Annotated in this window: 14 protein-coding genes; 8 read left to right on the forward strand and 6 right to left on the reverse strand. The window is 63.0% G+C overall.

Annotated features, from left to right (window positions below):
• The first annotated feature begins 53 nt into the window (after window positions 1-53).
• From dusA to A0O30_RS00500, 3 genes are all read left to right on the forward strand, one after another.
• Window positions 54-1,064: a tRNA dihydrouridine(20/20a) synthase DusA gene (dusA, locus tag A0O30_RS00490; RefSeq protein ID WP_105945212.1), complete on the forward strand. Its 1,011-nt coding sequence runs from the start codon at window positions 54-56 to the stop codon at window positions 1,062-1,064.
• 170 nt (window positions 1,065-1,234) lie between these two features.
• The gene (gene tal, locus A0O30_RS00495; RefSeq protein WP_105945213.1) at window positions 1,235-2,161 is read left to right on the forward strand and encodes a transaldolase; all 927 of its coding nucleotides are present in this window, start codon (window positions 1,235-1,237) and stop codon (window positions 2,159-2,161) included.
• A 144-nt stretch (window positions 2,162-2,305) separates the two neighbouring features.
• Window positions 2,306-4,156: an alkaline phosphatase D family protein gene (locus A0O30_RS00500; RefSeq protein WP_105945214.1), complete on the forward strand. Its 1,851-nt coding sequence runs from the start codon at window positions 2,306-2,308 to the stop codon at window positions 4,154-4,156.
• A 12-nt stretch (window positions 4,157-4,168) separates the two neighbouring features.
• On the opposite strand, the gene rssC is transcribed toward A0O30_RS00500, so the two are convergent.
• Complete coding sequence (rssC, locus tag A0O30_RS00505; protein ID WP_019096598.1) at window positions 4,169-4,651, reverse strand: anti-sigma factor antagonist RssC; 483 nt, start codon at window positions 4,649-4,651, stop codon at window positions 4,169-4,171.
• Window positions 4,648-5,829, reverse strand: coding sequence for a two-component system response regulator RssB (gene rssB, locus A0O30_RS00510; RefSeq protein ID WP_105945348.1), 1,182 nt, complete (start codon window positions 5,827-5,829; stop codon window positions 4,648-4,650). Before rssB ends, rssC begins: the two co-directional genes overlap by 4 nt.
• 281 nt (window positions 5,830-6,110) lie before the next feature.
• On the opposite strand from rssB, the gene A0O30_RS00515 reads away from it, so the two are divergent.
• Window positions 6,111-6,410: a PilZ domain-containing protein gene (locus tag A0O30_RS00515; protein WP_060500429.1), complete on the forward strand. Its 300-nt coding sequence runs from the start codon at window positions 6,111-6,113 to the stop codon at window positions 6,408-6,410.
• Between the two features lie 34 nt (window positions 6,411-6,444).
• On the opposite strand, the gene A0O30_RS00520 is transcribed toward A0O30_RS00515, so the two are convergent.
• On the reverse strand, window positions 6,445-7,152 hold the full coding sequence (locus A0O30_RS00520) for a VacJ family lipoprotein (RefSeq protein WP_060500427.1): 708 nt from the start codon (window positions 7,150-7,152) through the stop codon (window positions 6,445-6,447).
• A gap of 201 nt (window positions 7,153-7,353) precedes the next feature.
• On the opposite strand from A0O30_RS00520, the gene A0O30_RS00525 reads away from it, so the two are divergent.
• Both A0O30_RS00525 and A0O30_RS00530 read left to right on the forward strand, forming a co-directional pair.
• The gene (locus tag A0O30_RS00525) at window positions 7,354-7,920 is read left to right on the forward strand and encodes a phosphonoacetaldehyde phosphonohydrolase-related protein (protein WP_105945215.1); all 567 of its coding nucleotides are present in this window, start codon (window positions 7,354-7,356) and stop codon (window positions 7,918-7,920) included.
• Between the two features lie 122 nt (window positions 7,921-8,042).
• Window positions 8,043-8,306: a DUF4404 family protein gene (locus A0O30_RS00530; protein WP_003248815.1), complete on the forward strand. Its 264-nt coding sequence runs from the start codon at window positions 8,043-8,045 to the stop codon at window positions 8,304-8,306.
• Between the two features lie 143 nt (window positions 8,307-8,449).
• On the opposite strand, the gene queF is transcribed toward A0O30_RS00530, so the two are convergent.
• Both queF and A0O30_RS00545 read right to left on the reverse strand, forming a co-directional pair.
• Window positions 8,450-9,280, reverse strand: coding sequence for an NADPH-dependent 7-cyano-7-deazaguanine reductase QueF (gene queF / locus A0O30_RS00540; protein ID WP_105945217.1), 831 nt, complete (start codon window positions 9,278-9,280; stop codon window positions 8,450-8,452).
• Window positions 9,281-9,348: 68 nt separating this feature from the next.
• On the reverse strand, window positions 9,349-9,858 hold the full coding sequence (locus A0O30_RS00545) for a plastocyanin/azurin family copper-binding protein (RefSeq protein ID WP_105945218.1): 510 nt from the start codon (window positions 9,856-9,858) through the stop codon (window positions 9,349-9,351).
• A gap of 160 nt (window positions 9,859-10,018) precedes the next feature.
• On the opposite strand from A0O30_RS00545, the gene cinR reads away from it, so the two are divergent.
• Both cinR and A0O30_RS00555 read left to right on the forward strand, forming a co-directional pair.
• Window positions 10,019-10,699 carry a two-component system response regulator CinR gene (gene cinR / locus A0O30_RS00550; protein ID WP_105945219.1) on the forward strand — a complete coding sequence of 227 codons (681 nt, stop codon included), beginning with the start codon at window positions 10,019-10,021 and terminating at the stop codon, window positions 10,697-10,699.
• Window positions 10,696-12,048: a heavy metal sensor histidine kinase gene (locus A0O30_RS00555; RefSeq protein WP_105945220.1), complete on the forward strand. Its 1,353-nt coding sequence runs from the start codon at window positions 10,696-10,698 to the stop codon at window positions 12,046-12,048. Before cinR ends, A0O30_RS00555 begins: the two co-directional genes overlap by 4 nt.
• 141 nt (window positions 12,049-12,189) lie before the next feature.
• On the opposite strand, the gene A0O30_RS00560 is transcribed toward A0O30_RS00555, so the two are convergent.
• Window positions 12,190-13,431, reverse strand: a complete 1,242-nt coding sequence (locus A0O30_RS00560; protein ID WP_025754455.1) for a lipoprotein-releasing ABC transporter permease subunit — start codon at window positions 13,429-13,431, stop codon at window positions 12,190-12,192.
• Window positions 13,432-13,465 lie beyond the last annotated feature (34 nt).

Below are 13,465 nucleotides of genomic sequence, written 5' to 3' on the forward strand. Positions count from 1 at the left end.
TTGGTACAAACGCCCCAAAACCCCGAAAATTGGTACAAAAAACGTTGAACGAAATGACCGCAAAATCAGGCTCCACGCCACAAACCACGCGCCCTGAGCCGTCACGCCGCTTCAGCGTTGCCCCTATGATGGACTGGACAGACCGCCACTGCCGCTTCTTCCTGCGCCTGCTCTCCAGCCAAACCCTACTCTACACCGAGATGGTCACCACCGGTGCCCTCCTCCACAACGACGCCCACCGCTTCCTGCGCCACGACGCTTCCGAGCACCCGCTGGCCCTGCAACTGGGCGGTAGTGTGCCCGCCGACCTGGCTGCCTGCGCACGCCTGGCCGAGGAAGCTGGCTACGACGAGGTCAACCTCAACGTCGGCTGCCCGAGCGACCGGGTGCAGAACAACATGATCGGCGCTTGCCTGATGGCGCACCCGGTGCTGGTGGCCGATTGCGTGAAGGCCATGCGTGATGCGGTGTCGACGCCGGTGACGGTCAAGCACCGCATTGGCATCAATGGCCGCGACAGCTACGCCGAACTGTGCGACTTCGTCGGCCAGGTGCGCGAGGCAGGCTGCCGGAGTTTTACCGTGCATGCGCGCATCGCGATTCTGGAGGGGCTGTCGCCGAAGGAGAACCGCGAAATCCCGCCGCTGCGCTATGACGTGGCAGCGCAGTTGAAGGCCGACTTCCCGGACCTGGAGATCGTGCTCAACGGCGGGATCAAGACCCTGGCCGAATGCCAGGCGCACCTCGAAACCTTCGATGGCGTGATGCTGGGGCGTGAGGCGTATCACAACCCTTACCTGCTGGCCGAGGTAGACCAGCAGCTGTTTGGCAGCGCGGCGCCGGTGGTCAGCCGTAGCGAGGCGCTGGCTCAGCTGCGGCCTTATATCGTGGCCCATATGGAAAGCGGTGGCGCGATGCATCACGTTACCCGGCACATTCTGGGGTTGGCCCAGGGGTTCAAGGGCGCACGGCGCTTCCGCCAATTGCTGTCGGCGGATATTCACAAGGCCGCTGAGCCGTTGGCAGTGTTTGATCAGGCAGTGGAGTTGTTGCAGGGGCGGTGACAACGCGGGATTGGGAACCTCGGGCCGGCTTGTGACTCGAATCTTCACCGTTCGCACCGCCCTTCGCGGGCAAGCCTGCTGCCACCGCTTGCCTGCATGGTTTCGACGGCCCTTGAGCGGCCGTCGGGGCTCGGGTAATGTCGAGTCATTGCACAGGACAGAGCACGCCCATGACCTCCAAGCTGGAACAACTCAAGCAGTTCACCACCGTGGTCGCCGACACCGGGGACCTGGACGCCATCACCCGCCTGAAGCCGGTCGATGCCACCACCAACCCGTCGCTACTGCTCAAGGCCGCCGCCATCCCGGGCTACGCCGATCTGCTCACGCAGGTGAAGGCCGATGCCAAGGGCAATGTCGACCTGGCTTGCGACAAGTTCGCAGTGGCCGTGGGCTCGGGCATTCTCAAGGTCATCCCAGGGCGTATCTCCACTGAAGTGGATGCGCGCCTGTCGTTCGATGAACCGGCCCTGCTGGCCAAGGCGCGCAAGCTGATCGAGCTGTACGAAGCGGCCGGCGTTGGCCGTGAGCGTGTGCTGATCAAGCTGGCCTCCACCTGGGAAGGCATTCGCGCCGCCGAAAAGCTGGAGAAGGAAGGTATCCAGACCAACCTCACCCTGCTGTTCTCCTTCGCCCAGGCACAAGCCTGCGCCGATGCCGGGGTGTTCCTGATTTCGCCGTTCGTGGGCCGCATCTACGACTGGTACAAGAAGAGCACCGGCAAGGAATACGCCGGCGCCGAGGATCCGGGCGTGCAGTCGGTCACGCGTATCTACAACTACTACAAGGCCAATGGCTACAACACCGTGGTCATGGGCGCCAGCTTCCGCAACATCGGCCAGATCGAACAGCTGGCTGGCTGCGACCGCCTGACCATCAGCCCGGAACTGTTGCAGCAACTGAGCGATGACCAGGGCGAGCTGCCGCAGGTGCTGAAACCGGGCAATGCCGGTGAGGCGAAGCAGCAGCTGAATGAAAGCCAGTTCCGCTGGGCGATGAACGAAGATGCCATGGGCATCGAGAAGCTGGCCGAGGGTATCCGCCAGTTTGCGCGGGACCAGGAAAAACTGGAGAAGTTGATGGCTGAAAAGGCCTGATACAGTTCGGGTTTGCCTGACGGGCGGGAAGTGTTCAGCATTTTCCGCCCGTTTTGTTTTGCCCTGTTTTAGTTGTGTAATGAATTCCAGGGCCTTTTCGCGGGTTTGCCCGCAAAGAGGCCCGCATAGCCACCCGAGCTGTCGATGACCCCCTCTACGCCGTTGCCCCTCGTGCTCGCCGGCCCGGTACTGCGCCGCCTGGAGCCCCAGCGCCTGGCCATCTGGCTGGTCGCCACCCAACCGCTGCAACCCGATTTCATCTGCCCCGCAGGCGAGGCCCAGGTCGATTGCCAGGTTATCCCGGTCGGCCAGCAGGCCTTCATTCACCTGCTGGATATCCACTTCACAAATCCCCTGCCCTGCAACCAGCTGCTTGACTACGATCTGATGATCAACGGTCAAGGCATCGCCAGCTGGGCGCCACACTTGCTCTACCCCGGCACCCAGCGCCCAAGCCTGGTGCTGCGCGATCGCCTCGATCACTTGCTGCACGGCTCCTGCCGCAAGCCGCACCACCCCGCTGCCGATGGCCTGCTGTGCGCCGACCGCCTGCTGCAAACCTGCAAGCAACCTGAAGACCGCCCGGCCGTGCTGCTGATGACCGGCGACCAGGTGTACGCCGACGATGTCGCCGGCCCCATGCTGCGCGCCATCCATAGCCTGATCGCGCGCCTGGGCCTGTTCGACGAGCAACTGGAGGGTGCGGTGGTGCCTGATAGCCAGGCGCTTTACCAGCACCCGGCCAGCTACTACCACCGCGCCGACCTGCTGCCGGCGCAGGAGCACAACGACACCCTGCGCGAGCGTTTTTTCGGCGGCAAGCGCAAGCCGATTTTCTCGTCCAGCAACGCCGACAACCACCTGGTGACCTTCGCCGAGGTCATGGCCATGTACCTGCTGGTGTGGTCACCGGTGCCTTGGCAACTGGTGAACCTGGACATGCCCACCGGCCTTACCGACCAGCGCCAGGCCCGTTACCGGCAAGAGCTGCCACTGATCCAGGCGTTTGCCGACAACCTCGGCCAGGTGGCGCGGGTGATGGCCCACCTGCCCTGCCTGATGATTTTCGACGACCACGACATCACCGACGACTGGAACCTCTCGGCACAGTGGGAAGAAACCGCCTACGGCCATCCGTTCTCGCGGCGCATCATCGGCAACGCCCTGCTCGGCTACCTGCTGTGCCAGGCCTGGGGTAACAACCCGGACGGCTGCAAGCCACTGACCGAGCAATGCCAGGCGCTGACCGGCCAACACCAGGATGAGCTGATCGGCGAGCTGTTGCGCTTCCAGGGCTGGCAATTCAGCCTGCCCACAAACCCGCCCCTGCTGGTGCTGGACACCCGCACCCGGCGCTGGCGCAGTGAAAGCAGTTTGGCCAAGCCGTCCGGCCTGCTCGATTGGGAGGCGCTGAGCGAGCTGCAGCAAGCACTGCTCGACCACCCGTCAGCGGTCATCGTGTCACCTGCGCCGATTTTTGGCGTGAAGCTGATTGAGACAGTGCAAAAGGTGTTCAGCTGGCTGGGCTATCCACTCTTGGTAGATGCCGAAAACTGGATGGCCCACCGGGGGGCGGCGCAGGTCATCCTCAACATCTTCCGCCACTCCCGTACACCGGGGCACTACGTGGTGCTGTCCGGGGATGTGCACTACTCGTTCGTCTATGAAGTGCTGATCCGCCACCGCCAGCGCAGCCCGCACTTGTGGCAGGTGACCAGCAGCGGGATCAAGAACGAGTTCCCCCGGCGTTTGCTGGATGTGCTCGACCGGCTCAACCGCTGGCTGTATTCACCACGCTCGCCGTTGAACTGGTTCACCAGGCGCCGGGAGATGGAAGTGGTACCGCGCACGCCCAGCCACAGCAAGGCGGGAGAGCGGCTGTGGAACGGGGCGGGGTTGGGGCAGGTGTTCTTCGACGAACAGGGGCGGCCAGTGCGGGTATTTCAGCTGGATGCCGGCGGCGCTGAAGCAACCGAGTTTGTTGCCGGGCGCTAGCCTGGCAACAGGTCAGCTTCGTTCCAGCGCACTGACCAGGTCATGGAACGCTTCGCGGTTGGAGTCGTTCAGGCCCATGAGAATCTTGTGCGCCTCCAGCACCTTGGAGCGCACCACGTCTTCGTTCTGGTCCTGCGATGGCAGGTCGGTCAGGCATTCCGGGCACGGAATTGGGCGATCGACGATGTTGAACACCTGATCGAAGCCCATCGACTGCAGCAACCGGGAAATGTCCGGGTTGGTGGTAACCACGGTCGGCAGCAGGCCCACCTTCTGCCGCGACAGGATCGACAGCTTGGCCAACAGGCCCAGGGTGGTGCTGTCGATGCTTTCGGTTTCAGTCAGGTCGATGACAATCGCCGAGAAGTTCAACGCCGTGAAAATCTTCTCGATCGTCGCATCCAGCGCCGAACACAGGGTCAGGCGCACTTCACCGACGAACTTCAGTACGAAGGTGCCACTCTGCTCGGCGAACTGGATTCTACCGGTACTCATTGAAGGTTCCTGCTCAACACCAATAGGGCGATATCATCCGGCATCTCCCCAAGCGTAGCCAATCCGAATCGTTGACGCAGCCCATCCAGGCTGCCACCTGCTGCCTTGACGATCTCCGGCAAGGCGGTTTCTTTATCTTTGAGCGTGTCACCCGGCAAAAGGTCCAGAATGCCATCGGACATCAGGCTGAGGCTGAACTGTGGTGGCAGCTCGACTACCAGGTCCTGGTAGGTGGCCTCCTCGAACAGCCCTACCGGCAGGCCACGGCCTTCCAGGTAGCGGGCGTGATCGGGGGTGTACAGCACCGGCAGCGGCAGATGGCCGCCAACGGCGTAGGTCAGCAGACCGGACTCTTCGTCGATCACGCCGCCGACCATGGTGACATGCTTGCCCAGCTTGCTGTTGATCAGGCCGCGGTTGATATGGCTAAGCACTTCCGACGGCTTGAACTCGCGCATCTTGCTGCGCTTGAGCTCGAACATGAGCCGCGTGGTCATGAACTTCAACAGCACGGTGACAAAGGCCGACGACGCTCCATGCCCGGAAACATCGGCGAGGTAGAAGGCAATGCGCCGCTCGTCCACGCGGAAGTAATCGACAAAATCACCCGACAGGTACAGCGACGGAATGATCTGGTGCGCGAAAGCGAACTTGCCGGCTGCCCAGGGGCTTTCCGGCAGCATGTTCATCTGCACCTGGCGACCGGCGGTCTGGTCCTCCTGCAGCAGGTGCAGGCTGGCTTCCAGTTCGCGGTTGGCGGCTTCGAGCTTGTCGCGATAGCGCTGGTTTTCCAGCACCAGACGCGAACGGTCGAGGGCGCGGCGCACCGAATGTTCGAGTACGGCCAGGTCTTCCAGCGGCTTGATCAGGTAGTCGGCGGCGCCCAGGCGCAACGCTTCCACCGCATCACTCATGACGCCGGCACCCGACACCACGATCACCGGCAACTGCGGCGCGCGCTCGCTGACCTGGCGGATCAGTTCGAGGCCGCCCATCTGCGGCATGCGCAGATCGCAGATCACGAGGTCGGGCTGGTGTTCTTCGAAGACCTGAAGCCCCTGCTGGCCATTACCGGCCTGGAGGACGCTGAAGCCACTGTCTTCAAGATAGGCGGCGAGGCTCGCACGGACCACGTCGTCGTCATCGATGATCAGCAGCGTTGCACTGGTTTTCTGCATGTGGGCGAACGGCGCCGATTTAGGTTGGTGCAGCGGTGTCGGCAAGGCAGACGGCCAGCTACGGGAATTCTTTATGGTCACACTCTACTTGAGTTGTAGGACAAGAACACCTGCCCGGCAACTCTCTGGCAACTGTGAGCGCTACCTTGTAAGGCGCAGACGGTACTCCCATCCGGCAGGGGTTTCAAGCATGCAAGGGTCGACCTCGCCGCTCTTTACAGGGCAAATCACCGGGAGTTATAAGAAAGTCGACCAGCGCAACCCGATGGGAAGGATGCAGCATGCCCCACACGCCCTCCAGCCACAGCGAGAAACGCGACTTTATCCGTATGCGCATCGACACCGAGGTGAGCCTGTTGCATGAAGGCCAGGTGATTGCGGCGGTGTGCCTGGACCTGTCCAGCGGCGGCATGCAGGTGCAGGCACCGCAGCGCTTTCTGGTGGGGGATCATATCGAGGTGCGGATCGACTCGGACCACCCGGCGCTGAAAGGGCTGCATGCCAGCACCGAAGTGGTATGGATTGCCGACCAGCCCGGCGGGCAGCAGAAGTTCGGGCTGCGGATTCTGGCGATGCACTGAACCTGGGGCCGCGTTGCAGCCCCAGGCTCACGGATCAGAAGTCGTCTTCGACTTCGCCGTCCTTCACCTTGAACTCGCGGTTCTGCAGGTAGGCGTTGCGAATGAAGATGTACTTGTCACCCTGAATCAGCTTCTCGGCCGACAACAGGTCGGCACGGGTGTCGATCACGTCCAGGGCGAAGATCGAGTTGCGCGTCGGCACATGGTCGATGTAGCGGTAAGGTTTGGTGTAGGTGTCCGGGTACTTGGCTACGCCGTCACGTACGGTGCTCGGCCCCAGCAGCGGGATGACAACGTACGGGCCGCTCGGCACGCCCCAATAACCCAAGGTCTGGCCAAAGTCCTCGTCATTACGTTGCAGGCCCATCTTGGTGCCCACATCGAAGAAGCCGCCCAGGCCGAACGTGGTGTTGACGATCAGCCGCGCAGTGTCCACGCCCGCTGCATGAGGCTTGAGCTGCAGCAGGTCGTTGGCCAGGTTGGTCACGTCACCCAGGTTACGGAAGATGTTGTGGATGCCATCTTCAAGGAACTGCGGGGTGACCGCCTGGTAGCCCTTGGCCAATGGCTTCAGGGCATAGGTGTCGAGGGTATCGTTGAAACGGAAGATCGGGCGGTTGACCGCTTCCCAGGGATCTTCCTCGGTGGCGGCCTGGGTGGCTGCCACGGGCGCCAGCAGCAAGCTGGCGCAGACACAGGCCTGGGTGACTCGTTCGATCACACTGGCACCGATCCTACGCATAGATGTCTCTCCATCGAATTTCTCGGCCGCACGCGCAACGGGGCGCGCTGCTGGTAAGGCGGCAGTATAGAGGCTTGCGGCCTGATAAACAGCTTTACACATTTTTGCTCAATATTTTGTGAACAACTGTTGCGCGGGCGAGCCTGTCACAGGCCGGTAACAATCAGCGAATAGCCTGCGGGCTATTTGGGGGAAGTTGCCATGGACGCTGCACCCGCCTTCACTGCTGTGCTGTTCGGCTTGCGCGGCTGCCTGGTGCAGGCTGCCAATGGCGGCGCCCCCTCACCCGCCCCCGGCGCACTGGCCACCCTTGCCAGCCTGCGTCATCGCCAGGTGCCGTGCATCTGGCTGGATGACCTCACCGCCACCCACAGCAAACGCCTGGCCCATGTGCTGCCCGACTGGCTGCCGGGGCACCTGGTCAACGGCGTCCGCTGGCCAGCGCCCAACGCCTGCTGGCAGGCCTTGATGAGCCTGGACAGCGAACGCCTGGACGGCTGCGTGCTGGTCAGCGGCGACCCGCGCCTGCTGCAGTCGGGCCTTAACGCTGGCCTGTGGACGGTGGGCCTGGCGGCCTGCAGCCCACTCTGCGACCGCAGCTCGCAGCAATGGCAAGCCATGAGCACGCAGGAACAGGACCTGGCCCGCGGCAAGGCGACGCTGGAGCTGTTCAGCCTGGGCGTGCATTCGGTAATCGACCACCTCGAAGCGCTGGATACCTGCCTGCAGGACATCGCGCAGCGCCGGCGCAAAGGTGAAAAACCCTGATACAGCACCTTTGACACGGATCATGCAAAGCGGCGGCAGGTGGATTACGCTGAAGACAGGCCAGAACCTTTGCCGCTTCGCTGAGGTCCATGGCTTGCCAAGCCATTGATGGAGAACTGCCAATGCCTGCCCGCGAATTGCAAGAGCGCCTGAACAGCTTGCGCGAGCAACTGGACCGCAACGTACCGCTTTCGGAAGAAGAGCTGGCCGCGCTGCACGAAGAAGCGCGCCAGATCGAGGCGCAACTGAAACTTGAGGAAGCCACGCCGGACAACAACCTGGTGGATGGCGTGAACCTGGCGATCGAACGCTTCGAGGCCGACCACCCCGACCTCACCGCCACCCTGCGCAGCATTGCCAACTCGCTGCACAGCATGGGGATCTGAAATAGCCGGGGCTGCTTCGCAGCCCTTTCGCGACACAAGGCCGCTCCTACAGGTACAGCGCGAGATCAGAGGTTTGCGCTGTACCTGTAGGAGCGGCCTTGTGTCGCGAAAGGGGCGCAGAGCGCCCCCAGCGTACTTGAACCTTACTGCCGAACCAGCCGCGTGTTCTGCGGGCTGATCGCCCCGGTGCTGCGGTATGGGTTGATGTCCAGCCCACCCCGGCGCACATAGCGCGCATACACCGTCAGGTGCTCCGGCTGCAGCAGGTTCTTCAAGTCCAGGTAAATGCGTTCCACACACTGCTCGTGGAAGTCGGCATGCTGGCGGAAGCTGATCAGGTAGGTCAGCAGGCTGGCGTGGTCCAGCGCCCTGCCCTTGTACTCGACCACCACGCTGCCCCAGTCTGGCTGGCCGGTAACCGGGCAGTTGGACTTCAGCAGGTGGCTGTGCAAGGTTTCTTCCACCACCCGCTCCGGGTTGCAGCGCAGCAGTTCTGGCTGCGGCTGCTCGTAGTTGCTGATGGCCACATCCAGCGCATCGATGCACAGCCCCGGCAAAGCCACCACACCCTGGGCCTCGACCTCGGCCAAGGTCCGCACCTTCACGCCCACCGGCTTGCCAGCAGCAGCGGACAGGTCTTTCTCCAGGCACGCCTGCAACTCGCCCAGCGAGGCGAACACCGTCTGGTTCAGCGAGTTGAGGTACAGCTTGAACGACTTGGATTCGATGATGTTCGGCGAATCAGCCGGAATGGCGAACTCGCCGATCGCCACCACAGGCTTGCCCGACGGCAGCAGCCAGCTCAACTCAAAACAGTTCCAGTAGTCCACGCCCTGCCAGGGCAAGGTCTGCGCGGTGACGCCCAGCTCGGCCCACTTGGCAGTACGCGGGATCGGGAACAGCTGCTCCGGGGAGTAGGTGGCAATGTATTCGCTGGATTTGCCCAGCGGGGAGTGTTCGGCAGCGGGATGCATGGAAACTGACCTAGAGGTTCGAAATTGCCCCTAGTTTACCGGTTTTGCACCCCGCCTTGCAGGGCAAGTCACTCGATGGTCAAGGCCCCAACCATACCGGCCTGGTAATGCCCTGGTACGTTGCAGGCAAACTCGATGGGCGCCGACTGGCGGAAGGTCCAGGTCAGCTCGGCGCGTTGGCCGGGCATTACCAGCACGGTATTGCCACCACCGTGACCATGGCCGCCACCGTGATCCATCATCTGGCTGTGATCCATGCCTTCATGGTTCATGGCCTGGGTGAACATCTTGCCTTGCATGGCGACCATCTCTTTCTGGTGCTCGGCATGCATGGCCTTGTCACCCAGGTTGAACTCGTGCGGCAGCTTGCCCTCGTTGACCAGCACGAAGCGCACCGTCTCACCGGCTTTTACCTGCAGGCTCTTGGGCTCGAAGGCAATGTCTTTGAGCACCACATCCACCGTGCGGGTGGCTTTGGCCGCCGGGGCCGGCTCGCCGAAGGCGAAGGTTTGCGCCTCGCCAGAAAAGGCCGGCAGGCTGACCAAGGCAAGGGTGGCGGCGATAAACAGGTGTTTCATGATGACTCCGGGAATGCACAACAGTATGAGGCCACCTTAGTCAGGGACGGCTGGCGGCAACCTGACAGGGAGATTACAACTTTGTCAGCTTGAGTGACGGCCGGGATAGTCACGTATCATTTCAAGCATCACCCGGCCCTTGCTGGAGGCAAGCTACCCAATGAAATTGCTGATCGTCGAAGACCAGGCCCGCACCGGCCAGTACCTGAGCCAGGGCCTGAGCGAAGCCGGCTTCGCCACCGAACTGGCCACCGATGGCGAAACCGGCCAGTTTCTGGCGCTGACCGGTGACCATGACCTGCTGATCCTCGACGTGATGCTGCCCGGCCGGGATGGCTGGCAAATCCTGCAAGCGGTGCGCCAGGCCGGCCTGGACACGCCGGTACTGTTCCTCACCGCACGCGACGCCGTCGAAGACCGGGTGCACGGCCTGGAGCTGGGCGCCGACGATTACCTGGTCAAGCCCTTTGCCTTTTCCGAGCTGCTGGCCCGGGTGCGCACCCTGCTGCGCCGTGGCACCAACCCCGGACAGGACACCACCCTGAACCTGGCCGACCTGCGCCTGGACCTGATCCGACGCCGCGCCGAGCGCGCCGGCCAGCGCATCGACCTGACCGCCAAGGAGTTCGCCTTGCTCGAACTGTTGATGCGCCGCCAGGGCGAGGTGCTGCCAAAATCGCTGATTGCCTCGCAGGTATGGGACATGAACTTCGACAGCGACACCAACGTGATCGAGGTGGCGATCCGCCGCTTGCGCCTGAAGATTGACGACCCGCACCCCAACAAGCTCATCCACACCGTACGCGGCATGGGGTATGTACTCGAAGAGCGTGCAGATTGATGCGCAGGCTTTCCCTCGGCAGCCGTTTGGCCCTGTTGTTCGCCGCCTGCACAGCAGCCGTCTCGCTTGGCGCCGGCCTGTTGTTCAGCAAGGCCAGCGAGCAGCATTTCGTCGAGCTGGACCAACAATTGCTGGACTCGCGCCTGTCGCTGTTCCGCACACAACTGGCCGGCATCAGCACGCCGGAAGATTTACAGGCCCGCCTGCCTGCCCTGCACGATGAGCTGAGCCACCAGGCCGACCTGGCCTTGCGCATCAGCGGCAACGACGGCACCACCTGGTTCGAAAGCCGCACAGGGCTGCCACAGGCACCACGGCCTGCCGGGCTCGCTACCCTGCACGCGCAAGGTACCGACTACCGAAGCCTGGCCGTGCACCTGGCACAAGGCACAACACCGTCGCCGCAACTCACCCTTTACCTCGACATCACCCACCACCAGCACTTCCTGCAAGGCATGCAACGGTTGATCTGGCTAACCGTCGGCCTGTCGGCGCTGGCCACCGCGCTGCTCGGCGCCTGGGCCGCACGCAGTGGGCTACGCCCTTTGCGGCAGATGGGCCAGGTGGCCGCCGGCGTGTCGGCACGTTCGCTCACCACCCGCTTGCCGGTGGCGCAGATGCCCGAAGAGCTGGCCGAGCTGGCCACCAGCATGAACGCCATGCTGCAACGCCTGGACGATGCCTTCCAGCGCCTGTCGGCGTTTTCAGCCGACATCGCCCACGAACTGCGCACCCCCCTGTCCAACCTGCTGACCCACACCCAGGTCACCCTCACCCGCCCGCGCAGCCTGGAGGAGTACCGCGAGGCGCTGCATGGCAACCTGGAAGAGCTGCAGTGGATGGCGCAGATGATCAACGACATGCTGTTCCTCGCCAAGGCCGATCACGGCCTGCTGGTGCCGGGGCAGGCGCCGCTGGCGTTGCATGATGAAGTGGATGCACTGCTGGAGTACTACGCGCCGCTGGCCGAGGACAGCGGTGTGCAGATGCTGCGCGAGGGTGAGGCGGTGCTGCAGGGCGACCGGCATATGCTGCGGCGAGCGTTGTCCAACTTGCTGGATAACGCCATGCGCTTTACGCCAGCGGGCGGGCAGATAAGGGTGACGCTGGAGCCGGGGCCTACAATCTGCGTGGCCAATACCGGGCAGGCTATCGACCCTGCGGCGTTACCACGGTTGTTCGACCGCTTCTACCGGGTGGACCCTGCGCGGCGGGAAGGCAGCAGCGAGCATGCGGGATTGGGTTTGGCGATTACCCGGTCGATCGTGCAGGCCCATGGCGGGAACATTCGGGCGGAATGCGAGGATGGGTGGACGCGGTTTTTGATCGGGTTCACTCAGGATCGGTGAAATTGGGGCTGCTTCGCAGCCCATCGCGACACAAGGCCGCTCCCACAGGGATCGTGTCAGCTTGGCCAATTCGCGATCCCTGTGGGAGCGGCCTTGTGTCGCGATAGGGGCGCAAAGCGCCCCCAGACTCTCAGGTAAACATCAAACCGCCAGGCCAATCGCCGGCTGCACCTGCGATGCCCGATATGCCGGGTAAATGGTCGCCAAAAAGCTCATCACCAACCCCGCAGTGCAGATGATCGCCACATCGCCCCACTGCAACTGCGACGGCAAGCTGCTGACAAAGTACACATCCGACGTAAAGATGTGCTGCCCGCTCACCCGCTCCAGCCATCCAACGATCTGGCTGACATTGAACGCCGCAATCACCCCCAGCACGCCACCAATCAACGTGCCGACAATGCCGATCAGGCTGCCCTGAACCATGAACGTGCCCATGATCTGCGCCGGCGTGGCGCCCAGGGTACGCAGGATGGCAATGTCCGGCCCCTTATCGTTCACCACCATCACCAGGGTGGCGATGATGTTGAACGCGGCCACCGCGATGATCATCATCAGCAACAGGCCGATCATGGTCTTTTCCATCTTCATGGCGCTGAACAGGCTGCCCTGGGTGTGCGACCAGTCATCGGCGCGGTAGGCATCGCCCAGCCCGGCAGCGATGGCCTTGGACACCTGCGGCGCGGCATACAGGTCATGCAGTTTCAACCGCACGCCCTGCACCTGGCCCGGCGCCCAGCGCTGCATCTCACCGGCATCAGCCACGTGGATGTAAGCCTGCGAACCATCCAGCTCGGCGCCCACCTTGAAAATACCGACCACGGTCAGGCGTTGCATACGCGGGGTAATGCCGCCCGGCTCCTTGCTGATTTCCGGCACGATCAGGGTCAGCTTGTCGCCGGTGTTCAGGCGGAAGCGGCGCGCCGTCAGCTCGCCGATGACCACGCCGAACTCACCCGGCTGCAGGTCCTGCAAGCGGCCCTGCACGATGTGCTGGCCAACGATAGAGACCTTGCCCTCTTCGGCCGGGTCGATACCGCCCACCTGGATCGGCTGCATCGCCCCCTTGTACGACAGCATGCCTTCCATTTCGGTAATCGGCGCGGCCGCCATCACCGCCGGGTTCTGCAGGGCTGCGTCGGCCACCTTGTGCCAGTCGTCCATCGGCTGCACGCCCAGGATGGCGGCATGCGGCACCAGGCCAAGAATGCGCGCGCTCATTTCACGCTGGAACCCGTTCATCACCGACAACACCACGATCATCGCCAGCACACCCAGCGACAGGCCGATCATCGAGGTCATCGAAATGAACGAGATGAAGTGGTTGCGACGCTTGGCTCGGGTGTAGCGCGCGCCGATGAAAATGGGCAAGGGTCTGAACATGTACGGAATCACCCAGTGAAAACAGGAAAACGGG

Source organism: Pseudomonas sp. LLC-1 (assembly GCF_002992185.1).
In the GTDB taxonomy this organism is placed as follows: Bacteria; Pseudomonadota; Gammaproteobacteria; order Pseudomonadales; family Pseudomonadaceae; genus Aquipseudomonas; species Aquipseudomonas monteilii.